This window comes from Streptomyces sp. NPDC001536 (assembly GCF_042894505.1).
Lineage (GTDB): Bacteria > Actinomycetota > Actinomycetes > Streptomycetales > Streptomycetaceae > Streptomyces.
Genome location: NZ_JBIAVQ010000010.1, coordinates 255,492 through 275,270, shown reverse-complemented (window position 1 = coordinate 275,270; position 19,779 = coordinate 255,492). Strand labels below are relative to the sequence as shown.

18 protein-coding genes and 1 pseudogene are annotated in these 19,779 nt (G+C 70.2%); 12 read left to right on the top strand and 7 right to left on the bottom strand.

All coding sequences use genetic code 11. From position 1 onward, the window contains the following. Positions 1 to 55 precede the first annotated feature (55 nt). The 5 genes from ACFY0U_RS27340 (at position 56) to ACFY0U_RS27320 (ending at position 5,465) form a co-directional block, all read left to right on the top strand. Positions 56 to 1,117 (top strand): oxygenase MpaB family protein, encoded by a 1,062-nt coding sequence (locus ACFY0U_RS27340; RefSeq protein WP_388640098.1) that lies wholly within the window; start codon positions 56 to 58, stop codon positions 1,115 to 1,117. Between the two features lie 238 nt (positions 1,118 to 1,355). Beyond that, on the top strand, positions 1,356 to 2,591 hold the full coding sequence (locus ACFY0U_RS27335) for a cation:proton antiporter (protein WP_388640096.1): 1,236 nt from the start codon (positions 1,356 to 1,358) through the stop codon (positions 2,589 to 2,591). Positions 2,592 to 2,803: 212 nt separating this feature from the next. After that, on the top strand, positions 2,804 to 3,058 hold the full coding sequence (locus ACFY0U_RS27330) for a DUF3040 domain-containing protein (protein ID WP_388640095.1): 255 nt from the start codon (positions 2,804 to 2,806) through the stop codon (positions 3,056 to 3,058). A gap of 174 nt (positions 3,059 to 3,232) precedes the next feature. Further along, positions 3,233 to 4,132 (top strand): PfkB family carbohydrate kinase, encoded by a 900-nt coding sequence (locus ACFY0U_RS27325; RefSeq protein ID WP_388640093.1) that lies wholly within the window; start codon positions 3,233 to 3,235, stop codon positions 4,130 to 4,132. Positions 4,133 to 4,307: 175 nt separating this feature from the next. After that, entirely contained in the window at positions 4,308 to 5,465 is a 1,158-nt protein-coding gene (locus ACFY0U_RS27320) for an MFS transporter (RefSeq protein ID WP_388640091.1), read from the top strand. 246 nt (positions 5,466 to 5,711) lie between these two features. Here ACFY0U_RS27320 and ACFY0U_RS27315 read toward each other — a convergent pair whose 3' ends face one another. The 5 genes and pseudogenes from ACFY0U_RS27315 to ACFY0U_RS27295 all read right to left on the bottom strand — a co-directional run bounded on the left by ACFY0U_RS27315 (position 5,712) and on the right by ACFY0U_RS27295 (position 11,022). Continuing rightward, complete coding sequence (locus tag ACFY0U_RS27315) at positions 5,712 to 6,593, bottom strand: ATP-binding cassette domain-containing protein (protein WP_388640089.1); 882 nt, start codon at positions 6,591 to 6,593, stop codon at positions 5,712 to 5,714. Positions 6,594 to 6,601: 8 nt separating this feature from the next. Further along, positions 6,602 to 7,678, bottom strand: a complete 1,077-nt coding sequence (locus tag ACFY0U_RS27310) for an ABC transporter permease (RefSeq protein WP_388640087.1) — start codon at positions 7,676 to 7,678, stop codon at positions 6,602 to 6,604. Then, positions 7,678 to 8,682 carry a sugar ABC transporter substrate-binding protein gene (locus tag ACFY0U_RS27305; RefSeq protein WP_388640085.1) on the bottom strand — a complete coding sequence of 335 codons (1,005 nt, stop codon included), beginning with the start codon at positions 8,680 to 8,682 and terminating at the stop codon, positions 7,678 to 7,680. The genes ACFY0U_RS27310 and ACFY0U_RS27305 overlap by 1 nt, the downstream gene beginning before the upstream one ends. A 328-nt stretch (positions 8,683 to 9,010) precedes the next feature. After that, positions 9,011 to 9,559: a DUF1062 domain-containing protein gene (locus ACFY0U_RS27300; protein ID WP_388640083.1), complete on the bottom strand. Its 549-nt coding sequence runs from the start codon at positions 9,557 to 9,559 to the stop codon at positions 9,011 to 9,013. A gap of 214 nt (positions 9,560 to 9,773) precedes the next feature. Further along, positions 9,774 to 11,022 (bottom strand): annotated as a pseudogene (locus ACFY0U_RS27295) (MalY/PatB family protein). Positions 11,023 to 11,109: 87 nt separating this feature from the next. Between ACFY0U_RS27295 and ACFY0U_RS27290 the strand changes: the two are divergent. Beyond that, on the top strand, positions 11,110 to 12,174 hold the full coding sequence (locus ACFY0U_RS27290; protein ID WP_388640082.1) for a P1 family peptidase: 1,065 nt from the start codon (positions 11,110 to 11,112) through the stop codon (positions 12,172 to 12,174). 189 nt (positions 12,175 to 12,363) lie between these two features. On the opposite strand, the gene ACFY0U_RS27285 is transcribed toward ACFY0U_RS27290, so the two are convergent. Further along, positions 12,364 to 12,942 carry a hypothetical protein gene (locus tag ACFY0U_RS27285; protein ID WP_388640080.1) on the bottom strand — a complete coding sequence of 193 codons (579 nt, stop codon included), beginning with the start codon at positions 12,940 to 12,942 and terminating at the stop codon, positions 12,364 to 12,366. A 371-nt stretch (positions 12,943 to 13,313) separates the two neighbouring features. On the opposite strand from ACFY0U_RS27285, the gene ACFY0U_RS27280 reads away from it, so the two are divergent. Together ACFY0U_RS27280 and ACFY0U_RS27275 are read left to right on the top strand one after the other, a co-directional pair. Then, the gene (locus ACFY0U_RS27280) at positions 13,314 to 14,267 is read left to right on the top strand and encodes a hypothetical protein (RefSeq protein ID WP_388640078.1); all 954 of its coding nucleotides are present in this window, start codon (positions 13,314 to 13,316) and stop codon (positions 14,265 to 14,267) included. A 169-nt stretch (positions 14,268 to 14,436) separates the two neighbouring features. After that, positions 14,437 to 14,973 carry a hypothetical protein gene (locus ACFY0U_RS27275; protein ID WP_388640076.1) on the top strand — a complete coding sequence of 179 codons (537 nt, stop codon included), beginning with the start codon at positions 14,437 to 14,439 and terminating at the stop codon, positions 14,971 to 14,973. A 37-nt stretch (positions 14,974 to 15,010) separates the two neighbouring features. Here ACFY0U_RS27275 and ACFY0U_RS27270 read toward each other — a convergent pair whose 3' ends face one another. Then, a complete protein-coding gene (locus tag ACFY0U_RS27270) occupies positions 15,011 to 15,406 on the bottom strand; it encodes a GNAT family N-acetyltransferase (RefSeq protein WP_388640074.1) in 396 nt (131 codons plus the stop codon). A gap of 308 nt (positions 15,407 to 15,714) precedes the next feature. Here ACFY0U_RS27270 and ACFY0U_RS27265 point away from each other — a divergent pair, with 308 nt between their 5' ends. The 4 genes from ACFY0U_RS27265 to gap all read left to right on the top strand — a co-directional run bounded on the left by ACFY0U_RS27265 (position 15,715) and on the right by gap (position 19,769). Further along, positions 15,715 to 16,968, top strand: a complete 1,254-nt coding sequence (locus ACFY0U_RS27265) for a sulfite oxidase (protein WP_388640072.1) — start codon at positions 15,715 to 15,717, stop codon at positions 16,966 to 16,968. A gap of 108 nt (positions 16,969 to 17,076) precedes the next feature. Continuing rightward, a complete protein-coding gene (locus ACFY0U_RS27260; protein WP_388640071.1) occupies positions 17,077 to 17,424 on the top strand; it encodes a S26 family signal peptidase in 348 nt (115 codons plus the stop codon). Between the two features lie 269 nt (positions 17,425 to 17,693). Further along, positions 17,694 to 18,650, top strand: a complete 957-nt coding sequence (locus ACFY0U_RS27255; protein ID WP_388640069.1) for a GlxA family transcriptional regulator — start codon at positions 17,694 to 17,696, stop codon at positions 18,648 to 18,650. A gap of 120 nt (positions 18,651 to 18,770) precedes the next feature. Continuing rightward, positions 18,771 to 19,769, top strand: coding sequence for a type I glyceraldehyde-3-phosphate dehydrogenase (gene gap / locus ACFY0U_RS27250; protein WP_388640067.1), 999 nt, complete (start codon positions 18,771 to 18,773; stop codon positions 19,767 to 19,769). Positions 19,770 to 19,779 lie beyond the last annotated feature (10 nt).

Here is a 19,779-nt window from a genome sequence, read left to right as displayed (position 1 = left end):
AGCAGTGTCGTAATCGAGTGGCGGTGCACGCCGCGGACGCACAGGGAGCGGCTCCATGGCGAGGTTCAGGCGCGGCGAGGTCCAACCGCACGAGGACTACGGCTTCTTCGGCCCTGGCTCGGTGGTGTGGAAGGTCTGGAGCTATCCGACCGCCCCGACCGTGGGATTCCAGCGGGCCGTGGTGGTGGAGGAACTCGACCCGCCGCTGGTGGCCGCCGTGCACGGGACCCAGGGCATCTACCAGCGCGCCCGTACCCGCTACGACCGGACCCTGCGGTACTTCGCGATGGTGGCCTTCGCCGGTTCGCGGGAGGTCTCCAAGGCCGCGGACATCCTCGTCAAGGTCCACTCCAAGGCGATCGGCGAGCTGCCCTACGGCGGCGGTACCTACGACGCCAACGACCCGGCCTCGCAACTGTGGATCCAGCTCACCGGCTGGCACTCGATCCTCTACGCGTACGAGAAGTACGGCCCCGGAAAGCTCACCGCGCAGGAGGAGAAGGAGTACTGGGAGGCGTGCGCCCTCGCCGCGGAGCTGCAGACGTGCTCCCCCGACGACGTCCCCCGCACCCGTGACGGGATCCGGGCGTACTTCGAGGAGATGCGCCCCCGGCTGTCCGCCAGCCCGATCGCGCGCCAGGCCATGAACCACCTGCTGCGGACCGAGCTCGTCCTGCCGCCGGTGCCGTTGTGGGCGAAGCCGGTGCGCATGGTCGTCGCGAAGGCGCAGCGGACCGCCACGATCGCCACCATGCCGCGCTGGATGCGCGAGATGGCGGGGATCCGGCAGTCCCGTCTCCTCGACCTCCTCATCGTGCCCGTCATGAAGGTCTCCTTCGCCCTCGCCCACCTCAACCCCCGGGTCGAACTGCGCCTGTTGGGCCTGCTGTCGCCCTCCACGGTCGCGGTGGTCGCCCCGATCAAGCTGGGCATCCCTCCCCGCACCGAGGAAGTGCTGACCCCGGCGGAAGCCCGCGCCCGCTACGGCTACGCCAAGCCCGCCGAAGCCCACCTCGAGTTCCGGGCCCGCCAGGCCGCCCGCGTCTTCGGTGACGGCAAGGCTCCCAGCGACCAAGGGCTCATCGAATCCCAGGAAGTCCTGGGCCCGCTGGCCTGATCGGAGGTCAGGCGCGCCCGGCCGGCACCTGTCGCCCGGCCCCGGAAATGAGTGCTGACACCGATGGTCCCGGGTGCGGGGGCCGTGTCAGCGTGGAGACGACGCCGATCGAGCCGGTGGTGACACCCGGCCGCGGCGCAGTCCCGAAGACGTCCGCAGCCACGCACCACAAGGAGTACTTGTATCCACCCCCGTCAGACGAAGCGACCCGCACCTCCCGCGCCGAAGGAGGTGACCCATGGGACACGCTGACACCCTCCTGGCCATGGGCGGCGCCTTCCTCGCCGCCGCCCTCCTCGCCCGCCTCGGCGGCAGGATCGGACTACCGACCATCCCCCTGTTCATGCTGGCCGGCATCCTGCTCGGCCCGCACACACCCGGCATCGTCCTGGTCCAGGACGCCCACGACTTCGAGATGCTCTCCGCGCTGGGCCTCGTGCTCCTGCTGTTCTACCTGGGCCTGGAGTTCCACCTCGACGACCTCAGGAGCGGCGGCAGGCGGCTCCTGGCGGCAGGCGGCATCTACCTGCTGCTCAACGTCGGCGCGGGGCTCGGCTTCGGGTTCGCCCTGGGATGGGGCGCCCGGGAGGCGCTGGTGCTGGCCGGCGTACTGGGCATCTCCTCGTCCGCGATCGTCACCAAGATCCTCATCGACCTGGGGCGCCTCGGACGCCCCGAGACCCGCCTCATCCTGGGTGTCATCGTGGTCGAGGACATCTTCCTCGCCCTGTATCTCGCGGCACTTCAACCGGTCATCGGCGGCGCCCAGGGCGTCGCGGACGTGCTGTGGCAGGCGGGCAAGGCATTCGGCTTCCTGCTCGTCCTGGCCGCCGCGGCCCGCTACGGAACCCGGCTGGTCGGACGTCTGATCGCGGTACGCGACAACGAACTGCTCGTGATCAGCTTCCTCGGCGCGGCGGTCCTCGTCGCCGGGATCTCCGAGGTCCTGGGCGTCGCCGACGCCATCGGCGCCTTCATGGTCGGACTCATCCTCGCCGGCACCCCTTCCGCCGCGCGGATCCGCCGACTCGTCCATCCCTTGCGGGACGCGTTCGCGGCCATCTTCTTCTTCGCCTTCGGGCTGGCCATCGACCCCGCGGTCGTCGCGAGCGTCGCCGGACCGGTGGCCGCGGCGGCGGCACTGACCGTGGTCATGAACGTCGTCGCGGGACTCCTCGTGGCACGCCTGTACGGCTACGGCCCCGAGCGCGCCGCGGAGATCGCCACCACCCTGGTCGCCCGCGGGGAGTTCGCCCTGATCCTGGCCGCGATGGCGACCAGCGCGGGCCTCGACGACCGCCTCGCTCCGTTCATCGCCGGATACGTCCTGGTGCTCGCCGTCCTGGGACCGGTCGTCGCGGGACGCGCCGAACTCCTGGCCCGCGCCCTGGAGTTCATGGGTGCCCGGGGGCCGGGCCGACAACCTTTGGCCGACACTTGTTTGCAGGGGCCAACTGTTAGGGAGAATGCATAGAGAGCCGGGCAGCGCGAGCCGGGACGTACCTCTGACCACGCTCATCATGTGTCCGGTTGACCGCTCACCCCGGCCCCGCAGAGCGACCGCGGCCGCTCGACCGTGCTCCGCGCACGTCTGCGCCGGACCTCGACCCCCGTTCACGACACTCGCTGCCGCTGCCGCTGCCTGGTCGGTCGCAGGGCGGCAGCGCATGGCGCGAAGGAGAAGGCATGCCCCGATCCGAGGACGAGCGACTGGTCGCGCTCGAAGCACGCTGCGCATGTGAGGATCCCCGTTTCGCCAGGGCGATGAGCATCGGACGCCCCCGCCGCCCCCGTGAGTTCCGGCGCACGGGGGCCTGGTGGGCCCTCGCCGTCACGACGGCCGTACTGATCGGCGGGGTGGTCGTGGCGAACGGGCTGCTCATCGCCACGGGACTGGTGGGGGTGGGTCTGGCGGCGCAATTGCTCGACCCGCCGACCTGAGACCTCCTGTGTGTCGGCCGTCCGCCTCCCTAGGAGGGGAGGTGCCGGCAGATCATGTGCGCGAGCCTTCCCGATCTCCCTACCGAATGCCACTCCGGGCCACCGGCGACGCAACCCTCGACGGCTTCTCTCGCTTCGTACACTGACCCCACGCACCGCCGGCAGGAGTCGCGCGTGAAGGATCCGGCAAACCCCCGACGCCCCAAGGGCCTGTTCATCGGTCTGTGCACGCTCGACATCATCCACCTCGTGGACCACGCACCCGCCTCCAACGAGAAACTGACGGCTCGCCGGCAGAGCATCGCCGCAGGCGGTCCGGCGGCCAACGCGGCCGTGGCCTTCGGTCACCTGGGCGGCGCGGCCCACCTGCTCACCGCGATCGGCTCCCATCCCCTCGGCCTCGGCGCCACAGCCGACCTGCACCGACTCGGCGTCACCGTGTCCGACCTGACGCCCGACTCGACCGAGCCTCCGGCCGTCTCCTCCATCATGGTCACGGCGTCCACCGGAGAACGCGCCGTCGCCTCGGCCAACGCGAGGGGCCACCGCATCACCCCACCCGACGACCTCGACACGCTCGTGGCATCCTGCGACATCGTCGAACTCGACGGCCACCACAGGGAACTCACCCTGGCCGCCGCCCACACCGCACGAGCCGTCGGCCGCCCGACCGTCCTCGACGGAGGCAGCTGGAAGGACGGCACGGAGAAGCTGCTGCCGTCGATCGACGTGGCCGTCTGCTCGGCCGACTTCCACCCACCCGGCACGAACACCCCGAGCGAAGTCCTGCGCTTCCTTCAAGAGCACGGGGTCGGCTGGTCGGCGGTCACCCGAGGGGCAGACCCCGTCGTCTGGTCGGGCCCCGACGGCGGCAGCACGGTGGACGTCCCGACCGTCCCCGTGACGGACACGCTCGGCGCGGGAGACTTCCTGCACGGAGCCCTCACCCACCACCTCGCACTCCAGGGCCACTTGACCTCACAGCACTTCACCGAGGCCCTGCGCGCCGCGGCCACGGTGGCGTCGCGAGCCTGCACCTCGTTCGGAACCCGCGCCTGGATGCGAGGAGAGTAAGGCACCGTACCCACGCCGCACTTTCATCCAAGTGCCGTGGATCTTTGTCCATGGACGGATCGGTCGCCAAGCGTGAGGGTCGACGCATGCGCGCATCCGACAAGGCGACGACGGACAGATGAGAGCCGCCCACCCCGACCCCGTTCTGCACAGCCGCCCGCGCGAACGCCGACGTATGCCAAGTGGGCTCATCGCACTGGCACTCGGCGGTTTCGGCATCGGGCTGACCGAGTTCCTGATCGCCGGTCTGCTGCCCCAAGTCGCGTCGAGTCTCGCGGTCTCGGAAGCGGCGGCGGGCTGGCTGATCTCCGGATACGCGTTGAGCGTCGCGATCGGCGCCATCGCCCTGACCGCGGCCACGACACGACTGCCCCGCAAGCAGGTCCTGGTCGGACTGGTGTCGTTGTTCGTCATCGGCAACCTGCTGTCCGCGCTTGCCCCGAACTACCCGGTGATGCTGCTCGGCAGGGTCGTGGCGGCCTTGTGCCACGGTTCGTTCTTCGGAATCGGCTCCCTGGTCGCTCGCGGTCTGGTGGCGCCGGAGCGCAAGTCCCGCGCGGTAGCGGTGATGTTCGCCGGACTGACCCTGGCGAACGTGCTCGGCGTGCCCTTCGGCGCGCTCGTCGGCGAACGCTGGGGCTGGCGGGCTGCCTTCTGGGCGGTCACCGCGATCGGCGTACTGGCACTGACGGGAATCGCGACCCTCGTCCCGCCGACGGAGGCGGGCCACCCCACCCCGACACCGGCAGCGGACCTGCGCGCACAGTTCCGCGCCTTCCGCTCCTGGCAGGTCTGGCTGACCCTGACCGCCACCGGCCTCGGCTACGGCGGCATGTTCGGCGCGTTCAGCTACATCGCCTACACCTTCACCGAGGTCGGTGGCTTCTCCTCGGCCGATGTCGCCTGGCTGCTGATGGTGTACGGCGTCGGCCTGGTCGTCGGGAACCTGATCGGCGGACGCGCGGCCGACCGGGACCGGGACCGCGCCCTGGTCCTCGCCCTGCTCGGACTCACCGTCACTCTGGCCGTGTTCGGCCTCCTCGCCGCCAGCCCCACCGCGTCGGTGATTCTGGTCTTCCTGATGGGCTTGTTCGGGTTCGCCGCCGTGCCCGGCATGATCACACGCGTCACCGACGTCGCCCACGGCGCGGCCCTGGCCGCCAGCGCCAACGTCTCCGCGTCCAACATCGGCAACGCCCTCGGCGCCTGGCTCGGAGGCCTGGCCATCACCGCGGGCCTCGGCTACACCGCACCGCTCTACGTCGGCGCGGGGATCACCCTGATCGCCGTCTTGGTCATGACGGCCGCCGCCCACCAGACAAGCCGACGCTGAGAGGCCACCCCGAGCTGTATCGCTCGGCGTGCGGATCCGCGTTCCGTCGAACCACACCACGAGACGCACATGCTCCGGCCCATACAACTCGCTCAGCGTCCGCATCACATCCCAGACCGGCGCCCGCCAGCTCGGCCCAGCTTCCGTAGCCGCGATGTGTCGCCCCCGATTTCGGGAGCGCCTGCGCGACTGCGAGTGGCATGGCCCCGAGGTTCTGACGCTCTGGGGCCATGACGCTCGCCACGGTCAGGACACCGATTTCCCGGTCGTCGCGACCGGTGCGGTGAGGTCCTGTTCCTCGGGGAGTTCCTCGACGTCGACGCCGCGGACCTGGGACAACTCGTGCTTGAGCGCGGCGAGTTCGGAGCCACCGGCCATGTGATTCGTCAGCTCTTCGAGGCTGACCTCGTCGCGGGAGGCGTTGAGTTCCATGGTGCCGAGGCGCAGGACGCTGAAGTGGTCGCCGACCATGTAGGCGTGGTGGGGGTTGTGGGTGATGAAGATGACGCCCAGGCCGCGGTCGCGGGCGGCGGCGATGTACTTCAGGACCACGCCGGACTGCTTGACGCCGAGGGCGGCGGTGGGCTCGTCCAGGATGAGGACGCGGGCGCCGAAGTAGACGGCGCGGGCGATGGCCACGCACTGGCGCTGGCCGCCGGAGAGGGTGCCGATGGGCTGGTCCAGGTTGTCCAGGACGATGCCCATGTTGCGCAGTTCCTCGTCGGCGGTCTTCTTCATCTGCTCGATGTCGAGGCGACGCAGCGGCCAGGGGCCCTTGGTCATCTCGGAGCCGAGGAAGAAGTTGCGCCACACCGGCATCAGCGGGACCACGGCGAGGTCCTGGTAGACAGTCGCGATGCCCTTGTCCAACGCCTCGCGCGGGGTGGTGAAGCGGACCGGGGAGCCGTCGACGAGGAACTCGCCCTCGGTGTGCTGGTGCAGCCCGGAAATGATCTTGATCAGGGTGGACTTGCCGGCGCCGTTGTCCCCGAGGACGCAGGTGACCTGGTTGGGGAAGACCTCCAGGTTGACACCGTGCAGGGCACGGATGTTGCCGTACGACTTGCCCGTGCCCTTCAGTTCGACGACCGGGGCGTCTTCGACCGTGTTGTCGTGGGTGGTTGTCATGGGGTGGGTCACCTCCGGGTCGCCGCGCGGCTGACCCACAGATTGATGAGGGTGGCGCCGAGGAGCATCACGCCGAGGAAGGCCTTGAACCAGTCCGGGTTCCAGCCGGCGTAGACGATGCCCTGCTGCACCATGCCGAACATGAACGCACCGAAGACCGGGCCGATCGCGGAGCCGGCGCCGCCGGTGAGGAGACAGCCGCCGATGACGGCCGCCGCGATGTAGATGAGCTCCTGGCCTACGCCTTCGCCGGACTGCACGGTGTTGAAGGAGAACAGCTGATGCATGCCGACGAACCACGCGCCGAAGCCGACCAGCATGAACAGGGAGATCTTCGTGAAGGTCACGGGCACGCCGACCGCGCGGGCGCTGTCCTTGTTGCCGCCGACGGCGAAGATCCAGTTGCCGTAGCGGGTACGCAGCAGCACCCAGGTCGCCAGCGCCGCGAAGACCAGCCACCACACCACCGTGATCTTCACCTGCACGCCGCCGACCTCGAAGGACGAGGCGAAGATCTTCTTCGCCTGGGAGAAGCCGTCCATGTCGCTGATGTCGTCCGTGGCCACGTTGCCGGTGACGATCTTGGTCACCGCGAGGTTGACACCCTGGAGGATCAGGAACGTGCCCAGGGTGACGAGGAAGCTCGGCAGCCCGGTCTTCATCAGGAGCCAGCCGTTGAAGAAGCCGACACCCAGGGAGACGAGCAGCGCGGCGATGACGCCCACCCATACGTTCATGGTGAGTTGATACGTCAGCATGCTGGCGGTGAGCGCGGAGGTGATGACCGCGACGCCGGAGGAGAGGTCGAACTCGCCGCCGATCATCAGCAGCGCGACCGGGAGGGCCATGATCCCGATGGTGGACGACTGGTAGAGGATGTTGGCCATCGAGCCGCCGTCGCGCACCGGCGGGGCGGTGATGAGGAAGAACACCCACACCGCCACGGCACCGAGGAAGACACCGACGTCGGGGCGGCCCAACAGGCGCAGCGCCAGGGATCGTTGAGCGGTCCGGCCGTCGGTCTCCTTCGGGCCGGGGGCCGGCGGTGTGGTCACCGCCGGCTCGGCATGCTGGGTCACGCTCATCACCGGGTGCCCTTCGAGGCGAACTCGGCGACGGCGTCGGCGTTGTCCTTGGTGATGAACGCCGGTCCGGTGAGGACGGGCGCGGTGCCGCCACCGCTGAAGTTGCCGTTGTTCTTGTAGAGCCACAGCGAGTCGACGGCGAGGTAGCCCTGGAGGTACGGCTGCTGGTCGACCGCGAACTCGACAGTGCCGTCCTGGACGGCCTCGACGAGGTCCTTGTTGAGGTCGAAGGTGGCGATCTTCGCCTTGCTGCCCGCGTCGGACAGGGACTGCACCGCGGTCAGCGCGATAGGTGCGCCGAGGGTGACGACCTGGTCGATGGAGGAGTCGGCCTTGAGCTTGGCGGTGATCGTGGACTTCACGGACGGCATGTCGGTGCCGTTGACGTAGAGGGTGTCGGTCTTGCCGCTGAAACCCTTCTTCAGACCGGCGCAGCGGGCTTCCAGGGCGACCTGGCCCTGTTCCTGGATGACGCACAGGGCGTGCTTGGCGCCGAGTTGGTTGAGGCGTTCGCCGAAGGCCTGACCGGCGATGTTCTCGTCCTGCCCGAAGTACTCCAGCATGCCGAGGTCTTTCCAGTTGTCGACGCCGGAGTTGAAGCCGACGACGGGGATGCCGGCCGCCTTGGCCTTGGCGATGACGTCCTTGAGGGCGTCGGGCTTGGCCGCGGTGAGGGCGATGCCGTCGACCTTCTGGTCGATGGCGTTCTGGACGAGGTTGGCCTGGTTTCCGGCGCTGGGGTCGCTGGAGTAGACGAGCTTGATGTTGTCCTTGGCGGCCGCGGCCTGGGCGCCCTTGCGGACGAGGTCCCAGAAGGTGTCGCCGGGGGAGGCATGGGTGACCATGGCCACGGTCATGCGCGGCGTGTTCGCCTTGCCCGCGGAGGCCGCCGCGTCGCCTTCCTCGGACTTCTTGCCACCGGAACTGCTGGAGCAGCCGGTCGCGAACAGGGCGCCGACGAGAACCGTGGCGGTCAGAGTGGCGGCTCGGTGGTTTCTGTGCATGTCCCTTGCACCTCGCTGTGCTGATCAGGGCGGAAGTGGGAGGTGGATCTGGTGTGCGGGGGGGGTCGCCCGGCCGGGAGGCGGGCGAGCGGCTCGGGAGCGCCGTGTGCGGCGGAGCGGTGGTGCCTGCGGCAGCGGAGGGTGTGTGCCGCCCGTGGGGGTGCTAGCGCGCGTTACTAGCGCGCTCTAGTTGCGTCGTACTATGAAACGCCCCACTGGTGATGTCAATAGGTTTGTCAGGACGTATCGACAAGGGCAGGGCCCGCCCGGCGGATCTTGCCGGACGGGCCCCAGGGCTCAAGGAGGCCTTGAGCCGGCGCCTCAGCGCTTAGCGCTTCAGCGTGAACGTGAAGTCGCCGGACAGCTTGCCGCCCAGCCGGACCGCCGACACGACTCGCCCCTCCGCGATCAGTCGCTCGACCTCGGCCCGCGAGAGACCGCAGCCCTCGGCGATCAGCCGCACCGGCCGGACCGGTATCCGCGCCGCGAAGCGCACCGAGACGTCGAGCACCTCCTGGTCCGGGTGATCCGATCCGCCGGTGTCGAGGCGCCAGGCGTCGTCCCAGTCGAGGGCGATGCGGTTACGGCGCTGTACGGCCGGGTCCTGGAGCAGTTCGGCCGTCAGACCGAGGTCGTTGGCGTGCAGCCGGTCCAGCAGTTCGGGACGCACGGAACGCACATTGACCCGTTCCAGAACCGTGAGCTTCGCGGTGTCGCCGCAGGAGGCGCAGAGCACGAGGAGCCAGGCGTCGATGAGCTTGTGGTTCGCGTTGACGCGGAACTTGCCGTTCGCCCGGAAGCTCCCGGACGCGCAGGCGTGGCAACGGCGGAGGACGAGTGGCAGGCAGGTGGGCATGACCACCCAGTTGGTGAGCACAGAAGTACACCGGTTTCAGTGAGAAGTCCGCAGCAAAAAGAGGCGCGGCGCACATGCGCGACGCGCGACAGATCAGCTCTCGGGAGGTCTCACACGGTGTACAACGGCACGTCCTTGCCCAGACGACTCGGTTCGGCAGCAACGTAATGACGCGACTCGGTGCTGTGCCACTGGTTTTCGAGCGCCCTGCCGCCGGGGCCTGACGGTGGTGCCCCTAGCGGTCGTGGACCGCCTGTCCCATGCGGTCCAGCGCTTCGCGCAGGATCGTCGGCGACGTCGCGAAGTTGAGGCGTACGTGTCCCTCGCCGCCCGAGCCGAAGACGTGTCCCGAGCTGAGGGCGACCCTGGCCTTGTCGAGGAACATCCGCGCGGGTCCGGCGACGTCGCTCACCACACCGGGCCCATCGGTGTCGTGACCACCGCCGAGCCCCAGCCGCCGGCAGTCCAGCCAGGCCAGATAGGTGCCCTCGGGGCGGTGGTAGCGCACGTCGGGGAGGTGCTCCGCGACGAGTTCGCCCAGCAGGCGCCGGTTGGCGTCGAGCCCGAGCAGCAGCTCGTCGAGCCAGTCCCCCGCCCTCGCGGAAGGCCGCGGTGTGGGCGATGACCCCGAGATGGCTGGGGCCGTGGCTGACCTCTTCCGGCAGGAGCCGGAGCTCGTCGGCGGCCTCGGGACCGGCGACGGCCACGGCGGCCTTGAGGCCCGCGAGGTTCCACGCCTTGGAGGCGGAGGCCAGCATGAACGCGTTCCCGGCACCGGGCACGCTCAGAAACGGGGTGAAGGTGGCGCCCGGCAGCACCAGAGGGGCGTGGATCTCGTCGGACACCACCCGCACCCCGTGTCTGCGGGCCAGAGCCGCGACGGCCTCCAGTTCCCGGCGGGTGTGGACGACACCGGTCGGGTTGTGCGGGTTGCTCATCAGGAACGCGGCCCGACGGCCCCCGCCCCGAGCCCGTACGAAGGCGTCCTCCAGCGCCTGCGGATCGATCCGCAGGTCCGGACCGAGGCGAGCCTCGACGACCTCGCGGGCGTCGTGACCGACGAACGCGTAGAAGGGCGGGTACACCGGTGAGCACACCACGACCGCGTCGCCGGGATCGGTGATCAGCCGCAGTACCTCGACGATGCCCATCATCACGTCGGGCACGATCGCGGTGTGTCCGACGCGCAGCCCGTCCCATCGCCACCGATCGTGGGCGAAAGCGGCGAGCGCCTCGGCGTAGGCGGTCCCGAAGGGGTAGCCGGTGTCACCGAGGGCGAGCGCCGAGTGCAGTGCCTCGACGACGGGTTCGGCGAGCGGCACATCCATCTCCGCCACCCACAAGGGAAGTACGTCCTCGGGATGGGTACGCCACTTCATGCTGGTGCGCTGCCGCAGCTGCTCCAGGGTGAGCCGGGCCAGAGGGTCCGTCCGGCGGGGCTCGCCCGCGGCGAGGTCGTGCTCCGCGGCCCCGGGCCCGGTCATGACGCGCTCCGCTGCCCGGGCGTACCGAGGCCGCGGCCGGACGACCGGCTGTCCACGTCATACGGAGTTCTGGCTAGTGTGCCGATCATGCGCATGCCTGATGCACCCCTGTCCTCGCCCTCACCCGAAGCCCCTCGCCGGGCCCGTGCGCTCGGCCTGGGCGTCGGTGACATGCCTACGGGACCGCACAACACTGTCACGGACGTGCCCGGCATCCGGGTAGGGCACACCACCCTGATCGATCCGCCGCGCGTGCACAGCGGCGTCACCGCGATCGTCCCCGGCGGCGTCGGCCCCACGAGCCCGCTGCCGGCCGGTGTCTTCGCGGGCAACGGCTACGGCAAGCTGCTGGGCAGCACCCAGGTCGCCGAACTCGGCGCGCTGGAGACCCCCGTACTGCTCACCTCGACGCTCTCCGCCTTCCGGGTCGCGGACGCCCTGGTCGGCTGGATGCTGGAGCGGCCAGGGACAGCCGGTGCGCGGAGCCTGAACCCGGTGGTGGGGGAGTGCAACGACGGCCTCCTGTCCGACATCCGCTCACGTCCGGTCCACGAGGACCACGTCCGCTCCGCGGTCGAGACCGCCCACAGCGGCCCGGTGCCCGAGGGCTGCGTCGGCGGCGGCACCGGGCTCACCGCGCTCGGCTTCAAGTCCGGCATCGGCACCTCCTCGCGCCGTCTGTCGCTGGCGGGCCGAGAGGTGACCCTCGGCGTCCTCGTCCAGGCCAACTTCGGCGGCACGCTGCGCATCCTCGGCCGCACGATCACCCCCGCAGACGTGGGCCTGCCCACCGAGACCCCCGTCCCCGACTCCGGCTCCTGCATGATCGTGACCGCGACCGACGCGCCCCTGGACGCCCGTCAGCTCACCCGGCTCGCCCGACGCTCCGTCTACGCCCTGGCCAGGATCGGCGCCGCGTACAGCCACGGCAGCGGCGACTACGGACTCGCCTTCGGCACCCGCCCCCTGGGCACACCCGCAGGCCCCGCCGTGGTCCCCGACGACACCCTCGACCCCCTCTTCAGCGCCACCCTGGACGCGGTGGAGGAAGCCGTCCTGAACTCCCTCCTCACCGCCACCACGACCACGGGCCCCTACGGCGACACGCGCCACCCGCTGCCCGCGGCACCTCTGCTCGCCCTGCTCAGGTGACCGGCCGACGCATACCTGTCGCGGAGCTGGCGGATCGCCACAATGCCGGGTCGGTGTACATGAGTTGAGCTCGGCCGAGGCGGAACGTGCACCTGCCCGGATCACGGGCGGTCTGACCCGCACCCGAGCGCGCCGATCCGGGTCCGGGTGAAGGGCACCTTGAAGGAGAGCGATGCCGGCAGGGTCGGGTCAGCGCATCCGTGGATTGAGCGCGGCCAGACGCTCCCGGAAGCCGGGGTCGGGCCGGTTGGGCTCCTGCTCGCCGGTGGTCGGGTCGAGGTACCCCCACTCGCCCTGCCGTCCCGCCCCGCACACCATCAACGTCAGTGTCCGTCCCGGCGCCTGAATGTGCGTCACCTCGTGAAAGGCGCTGAGGGGCAGGTGATTCGTGCCGCCCGCCTCATGCACCTGGGTCTCGGTGACGACCTGGCCGTCGACCAGCTCGTAGCGCTGCTCGGTGTACCCGCCCGCGAGGATGTGCGCGGTGAACTCCCACGGATGGTTGTGGGGCTGGGGCTTGGCACCGTCGCGCAGGTCGGGCGCCATCCACAGGTTCACCTTGACCGTGTGGCCCTCCTCCCGGCGCAGCACCAACTCGGCCTTGTAGCCGAGGCCGTCGGGGTCGGGAACGAGCAGCCACCGGTCCTCGGAGGTGAACTCCTCCCAGGTGAGCGACTCGTCCGGTGCGAACCGTTCGAGCCCTTGGACGGCGGCGTCGAAGAGTTCCTCGTCCACGGCCAGACCGGGCACGATCTGCACTGTCGGCATGCTTCCTCCGCGCGTAGACAGCTTGGGCACGCCGTGACCGCCCGGTGCGATGGGCGGGCGGTCGGACGCGCGACGGGTGGGCGGGTGTCGCCTCGCCGCAGGATATCCGCCTGACTGACACGGCTGTTCGAGCGGTGTCCACTATCAGCCCGTCGAGTACCCGGTCCGGGCCGCTGGACGCAGTGCGTGTACGCCGAGCCGTGGGTGCCCATGACGTCGAGTCCGAACCGATCGACAGGGCATTGTCAGTGGGTTCCTGCATACTCCGCGGCATGTCGACCGCTGATATCACTCTCGAGGCGTGGCTCCGCTTCGACCACAGGGCGGCTGTGGCCGCCGCGGAGGAAACCGCTCGTCAGGTAGGTGGTGCGGTGAGGTCCGTCCATCTTCACGACTACGCCGGGCGATCCGCCTACAACGCGACCATCGAGGTCGACGGAAAGCCGTTCGTCCTCGTCCCCGGCGGAGACGTCCGGCTCGGCTTCGACGCCGAGTCCTGGACGCCGACGGACGAAGAGGTGCTCTCCTATCTCGGCAGCTACACGGCGTTGGACCTGTTCCCCGAGTACGCCGACGTCGAGGAGGACGACCGGGCCGAGGCCCGTGCCCGATGGACCGACAGCACCGTCGACGAGATCCGCTCCCACATCGCGGCGATCACCTCACGCCCCCGCACAGCATACCTCAAGGCGTTCCTGGCCGCACCGCACGCCGACGAGGCCGGCGTGAGCGAGGCCCCTCTGGACCATCCGGTCATCGCCGCACTGGCCCGGAGATGGAAGCCGGGCTGCCGAGCGCTCCTGGACGACTTCATCCTGCCGGAGACCGATACGGGCACCCACGGCCGAGTCCGCTTCGCACCGGACGGAACACCGACGGCGGCATGGCTCGCGGCCCACACCACCTACGACACGATCACCGACGAGCTGGCACAGGCGGGCCGGCGCCTGCCCACCCCCGACGAGTGGGAACACGCCTACGCGTTCGGCGCCCGAAGCCTGTTCCCCTGGGGCGACCGTATGCCGACCCGATGGCTCCGGGACGACAGCACCCTCGTCATACCCGGCGGTGTCCGTGTCGCCGAGACAGCGCCCCTGCTGTCAGGGCTCCACATGGCCCAGAACTCCTACAAGTGGGAACTGACCGCCGTCCGCGGCGAGGTCCGCGGCGCCGACGGCGGTGGCGCCGAATGCGGCGGCGAACCCTGGTTCACCAAGTGGCTGATCCAGGCGAGCGCGTACCGCGACCCCGAACAAGGCGACTTCGTCGCCCAGCGCCCCCACACACGCGGCAGCCTCGTCAGGCCCGTCATTCCGCTGGCCTGAGGACGGGTCAGAAGTTGATCATGTGTCCGGCCAGGCCGTGCACGGCACCGCGGCGGACGAGAGGGCCGTTGGCCGACCGGCGTCCACCTGCGAGGATGCTCCCTCGCCTCGGTGCTGGGTTACCGTACTGCCACGCTGCGTTGCCCCTGGTGGGCCGAGGAGGAATCCTGTGACATCGTCCTGCGATCCCCAGTACGCTCCCGCCGGCGATGTGGGCGCAGCGCTCATGATGGTCGACTCCCGGCTGAAGGCCATGTACGGCGAAGGGGCCGAGACCGACCCGGTGCAGCGGCAGTTGACCGAGCAGTTCACCGCGTCGCTGGCTCCCGAGGACGCCGCCGATCTGGTGGACGGCGCCTGCACACTCATCTACATGTTCATGCGCTGGCTGCGGATGGCCTACGAGGACCACGACAGGGACGTCATCGAGTACGTGGTGCCCGGCCTCGTGGCCTCGCTGCGCATGATGCCCAAGAGCATCCGTCCCGAGGTCATCCCCACCATGGCCGGCCTGGTCGTCGCGGCGGGCACCGGACTGAGCCCCAGCCTGTGGCGCAAGCAGTACGGGGACTGGACGAAGGACGAGATGAACTCCCTTGAAGCGACAGCCCTGTTGCTCGCGGAGCACATCAACCGGCTCACGGACGACCGGGACTTCGCCGCCCGCATGATCGCCGAGGCCCTGTCCCGAGCGACCGAGGGCTGACGCACGGCATCCTCGCGAGAGGGCGGCACACGCACGGTCACAGGGCGATCAGCCCCGCCGCCGTCTCCCTGAAGCCACACGCATCGAAGTAGAACGACGGCAGGTGCTCCTCGAAGTCGACGTGCAGCCACTCACACCCGGCAGCACGGCTTCCCTCGGCGGCGGTCTTGACCAGCTCGGCCCCCACCCCGTGCGAACGGTTGCGCCGAGCCACGACCGTGTCCAGGACGAACGCGTGGACCCCGCCGTCCCAGGCGACGTTGACGAACCCGACCACGCGATCCCCTTCCCTGGCGCAGACCCAGCCGAGGCTGTGACGGTGAAGTCTGGCGAGCCGGTCCGTCCGCCCGACCGGAGCGCCGAACCCTTCGGCATGCAGCTCGTCGAGAGCCGGGTTGTCCAGGTCGCCTCGCCACTCGTACGTGATCGTCATGGGCCGAACCTAGAGGCCATCAAGGCCGTGCTCGCCCTTTCCGGGCCATTGCCCCTGTCGGACGGCTCGTCTTTCCTCGTACGATGGCCCACATGATCCTCAGCCGACGCCGCCCCGCCGTCCAGCGGTCCTGCGTGCTCGTCTCGTACGGCTGTTGTTGATCTTCCCCGCTTGACTCCCCGGCCGAACACGCCGGTTGGCATCGCTCGTCGCCCTGGGCGTCTCGCTTCCCCCGCCGCCTCGCGGTGCTTCGTCGCACCCGGCTGCCTCCCTCACCCGTGGCCACTCCCATGAAAGGTCAGACACTCATGCGTACCGACGAATCCGCCTACGACCGTCGCAGACTCCGGCAGTGGCTGGCCGGCGAGGCTCGTGCGGACGGGGTCTCACGCCGCGACATGCTCCGTCTGCTGGCCGCGGCGGGCGGCGCCCTCGCCGTGCCCGTGGGCCTCAACACCCCGGCATCCGCGGCGACTTCGGCGGGAATCGTGAAGCCGCTTCCCGCCGAGTGGTTCACGGTGCGCGGCACGAACGCCGAGACCCGCTTCGACGCGCTGGCGGGCACCGGCTATCACACCCCGGTGGACCGCTTCTTCGTCCGCAACCACACCTCCACCCCCGTCATCGACGCCGCCGACTGGACTCTCACCGTGCACGGGGACGGGCTGGTTCACGGCGGGAGCGTGGAGTTCGGCCTCGATGACCTCAAGAAGCTGCCCTCGGTCGGCCGTTCGGCGTTCGTGGAGTGCGCGGGCAACGGACGCAGCCTCTTCAGCACCCAGCAGGGGCAGACCGTCACCGGCACCGCATGGACGCTGGGAGCGATCGGCACGGCCCGGTGGCGTGGCGTGAGGCTCGCCGACGTCCTCAAGCGCGCGGGGCTCAGCCGTGCCGCCGTGGACGTGCTCCCGCGCGGCCTGGACGCCGACTATGTGACCGCCGACGGGACCAACCTCGGCCGGGTCCGCCGACCCCTGCCGCTCTCCAAAGCGCTGGACGACGTGCTGCTGGCGTACGAGATGAACGGCGAACCGCTGCCGTACGACCACGGCCATCCCGTGCGCGTTCTCGTGCCCTCCTGGATCGGCATCGCGTCGATCAAGTGGGTCGGCGACATCGAGGTGTCGGCCCAGCCCCTGTACTCGCCCTGGAACACCGACTTCTACCGGCTGTTCGGGGAGTCCTACCCGCCGGGCGGCAGCGCTCCGTTGACCCGTCAGACGGTCAAGAGCGCCTGGGAGCTCGCCTGGGGCGCGAGCCTGGACGCCGGCCGCGCGCACCGGCTGACAGGCCGTTCCTGGTCCGGGGCCGGCGGCATCGTCCGCGTCGACGTCAGCACGGACGGCGGCAAGCGCTGGCACCGGGCCCGGCTGCACGATGCCGCGCACCGCGACGGCTGGGTCCGTTGGTCCACCGACTGGCGGCCACCGGCCCCGGGCACATACAGCCTGCTCGCTCGCGCCACGGACAGCGCCGGCCGCACCCAGCCGGACACCACCGTGCCGAACACCCAGGGCTACCTCTTCGACGCCGTGGTCCGACACCCGGTCCAGGCGGTGTGAGCCAACGGCCCCGTCGGTGACGCCACCCGCGTGGGATGCCGCACGGTAAATCGGTGGGGTTGAGGCAGGGGTGTCTGTCACGCTCGTCCGATGGGTGCGTTGGATGCAGTGGCAGGCAGGGTCGCCGGCGGGGCCACCGTGGCGTTCCGGCCCAGTGGCTCCTCGATGGTTCCGCTGATACGCAGTCGGCAGCGCGTGGTCGTCGCTCCGGTCGACGCGTCGAAGCTGGAGGTCGGGGACATCGTCCTCGCCCGTGTCGCCGGGACGGTCTACTTGCATCTCGTGTCGTCCGTGGACCCGGCCAGGAAGCGGGTGCAGATCAGCAACAACCGAGGTCGCGTCAACGGCTGGACCAGCCATGACCGCGTCTTCGGCATCTGTGTGGCGGTCGACGGTGTCGCCCGGTCGGGAGCCCTGGCCAAGGCGAGGGCGGCCGACGCGAGCGGTTCGGCCTAGGCGACGCCGGGGGAGTCGCCCCGTTCGGCTACTCGCCCTGGCTCTCCTGTGGCTGACCCGCGCCACCGGCTGTCGCGCGGACGAAGTGGTCTCCGTGGCACGGGAGTTGCTGGCCGACGCGCTCCAGCACTGGGTGGACGGCGAGGGGTTCGCCTTCCGCGCCCCGCAGCCCACCACTGCGGGAGATCGGCACACCCGACCCGGCCAGCGTGGTCCGCCCGGTCCATTCGGCGGCCGATCGACGTCACACCCCACGTAACCTCTTGCCCGTGCCAACCTCCCGCCTTCACCGCGTCGCCGTCCTCGTGCTCGAGGGCGCCAAGCCGCTCGACGTCGGAATTCCCGCGCAGGTCTTCACGACCCGCGCGAGCATGCCGTACGAGGTGCGGGTGTGCGGGGCCACGCCCGGCCTCGTGACCGGCGGCGACGGTCTGTCGTACCACGTCGGTCACGGCCTCGACGCTCTTGAGTGGGCCGACATCGTCTTCGTTCCCGGCTACCGGTTCCCGGACCGTGACGACCCGCCGCAGGGTGTCGTCGACGCCCTGATCGCCGCCCACACCCGGGGCGCGCGGCTCGCCGCCATCTCGACGGGTGCCTTCGCGCTCGCCGCGACGGGTCTGCTCGACGGCAGGCGCGCCACGACGCACTGGCACTACACGCGAGCCCTCATGGCCAGGCATCCGCTCGTCCAGGTCGACGAGAACGTGCTGTTCGTCGACGAGGGCAGCGTGCTCACCTCGGCCGGCGCCGCCTCCGGTATCGACCTGTGTCTGCACATCCTGCGCGGCGATCTCGGGGTGGCCGCGTCGAACCACGCGGCCCGTCGACTGGTCGCGGCCCCCTACCGCAGCGGCGGCCAGGCCCAGTACGTGCCGCGCAGCGTCCCCGAACCGGTCGGCGAGCGCTTCGGTGCCACCCGCGAGTGGGCGCTGCACCGGCTCGGCGAGCCGCTCACCCTCGACATACTGGCTCGGGAGGCCGGGGTCTCGGCGCGCACGTTCTCCCGGCGCTTCGTCGAGGAGACCGGCTACACGCCGATGCAGTGGGTGATGCGCGCCCGCATCGACCTGGCCCGCGAACTGCTCGAACGGTCGCAGCGCAGCGTCGAACAGATCGCCACCGACGTAGGCCTCGGTACCGGCGCGAACCTGCGCCTGCACTTCCAGCGCATCCTCGGCACCACCCCGAGCGAGTACCGGCGCACCTTCACCCAGGGCGAGTAGCCCCGCCCCACGCTGCACGACGGGGTGCATGGCGGGATCCTTTTGAACCATGGCGATCTCGCCACTGTCCGCGCCAGGCACCGCGAGCGAGTCTGGTGGCGAAGGGAAGGGACACCACTCATGACTCGCATCGCCATCAACGGATTCGGCCGCATCGGACGCAATGTGCTGCGCGCACTGCTCGAACGCGACAGCGCCCTGGAGGTCGTCGCCGTCAACGACCTCACGGAGCCCGCCACGCTCGCCCGGCTGCTCGCCTACGACAGCACCGCGGGCCGGCTCGGACGACCGGTGACCGTCGACGGGGACGCCCTCGTCGTCGACGGCCGCCGGATCAAGGTGACGGCCGAGCGCGAACCGGCACAGCTGCCGTGGGCCGAACTCGGCGTGGACATCGTCCTGGAGGCCACCGGCCGCTTCACCTCGGCCAAGGCCGCCGGCGCCCACCTCGACGCGGGCGCGAAGAAGGTGCTCGTCAGCGCGCCCTCGGACGGCGCCGACGTCACGCTCGCGTTCGGGGTCAACACCGACTCCTACGACCCGGCCGTGCACACGATCGTCTCGAACGCCTCCTGCACCACCAACGCCCTCGCACCGCTGGCCAAGGTGCTCGACGACCTCGCCGGTATCGAGCACGGGTTCATGACGACGGTGCACGCCTATACGCAGGAGCAGAACCTCCAGGACGGTCCGCACCGCGACGCCCGTCGCGCCCGGGCCGCCGGCGTCAACATCGTCCCCACCACGACCGGCGCCGCCAAGGCGATCGGACTGGTGCTGCCGAACCTCGAAGGCAAGCTGTCGGGCGACTCGATCCGCGTACCGGTGCCGGTGGGCTCGATCGTCGAACTGAACACGACCGTCGCCCGCGACGTGACGCGCGACGACGTCCTGGCGGCGTACCGCACCGCCGCGGAGGGCCCGCTCGCCGGCGTCCTGGAGTACTCCGAGGACGCGCTCGTCTCCTCCGACATCGTGGGCAACCCCGCCTCGTCGATCTTCGACTCGGCCCTCACCCGCGTCGACGGTCGCCACGTCAAGGTGGTCGCCTGGTACGACAACGAGTGGGGCTTCTCCAACCGCGTGATCGACACGCTGGAGCTCCTCGCGGCCGGCTGACCGGACGCCC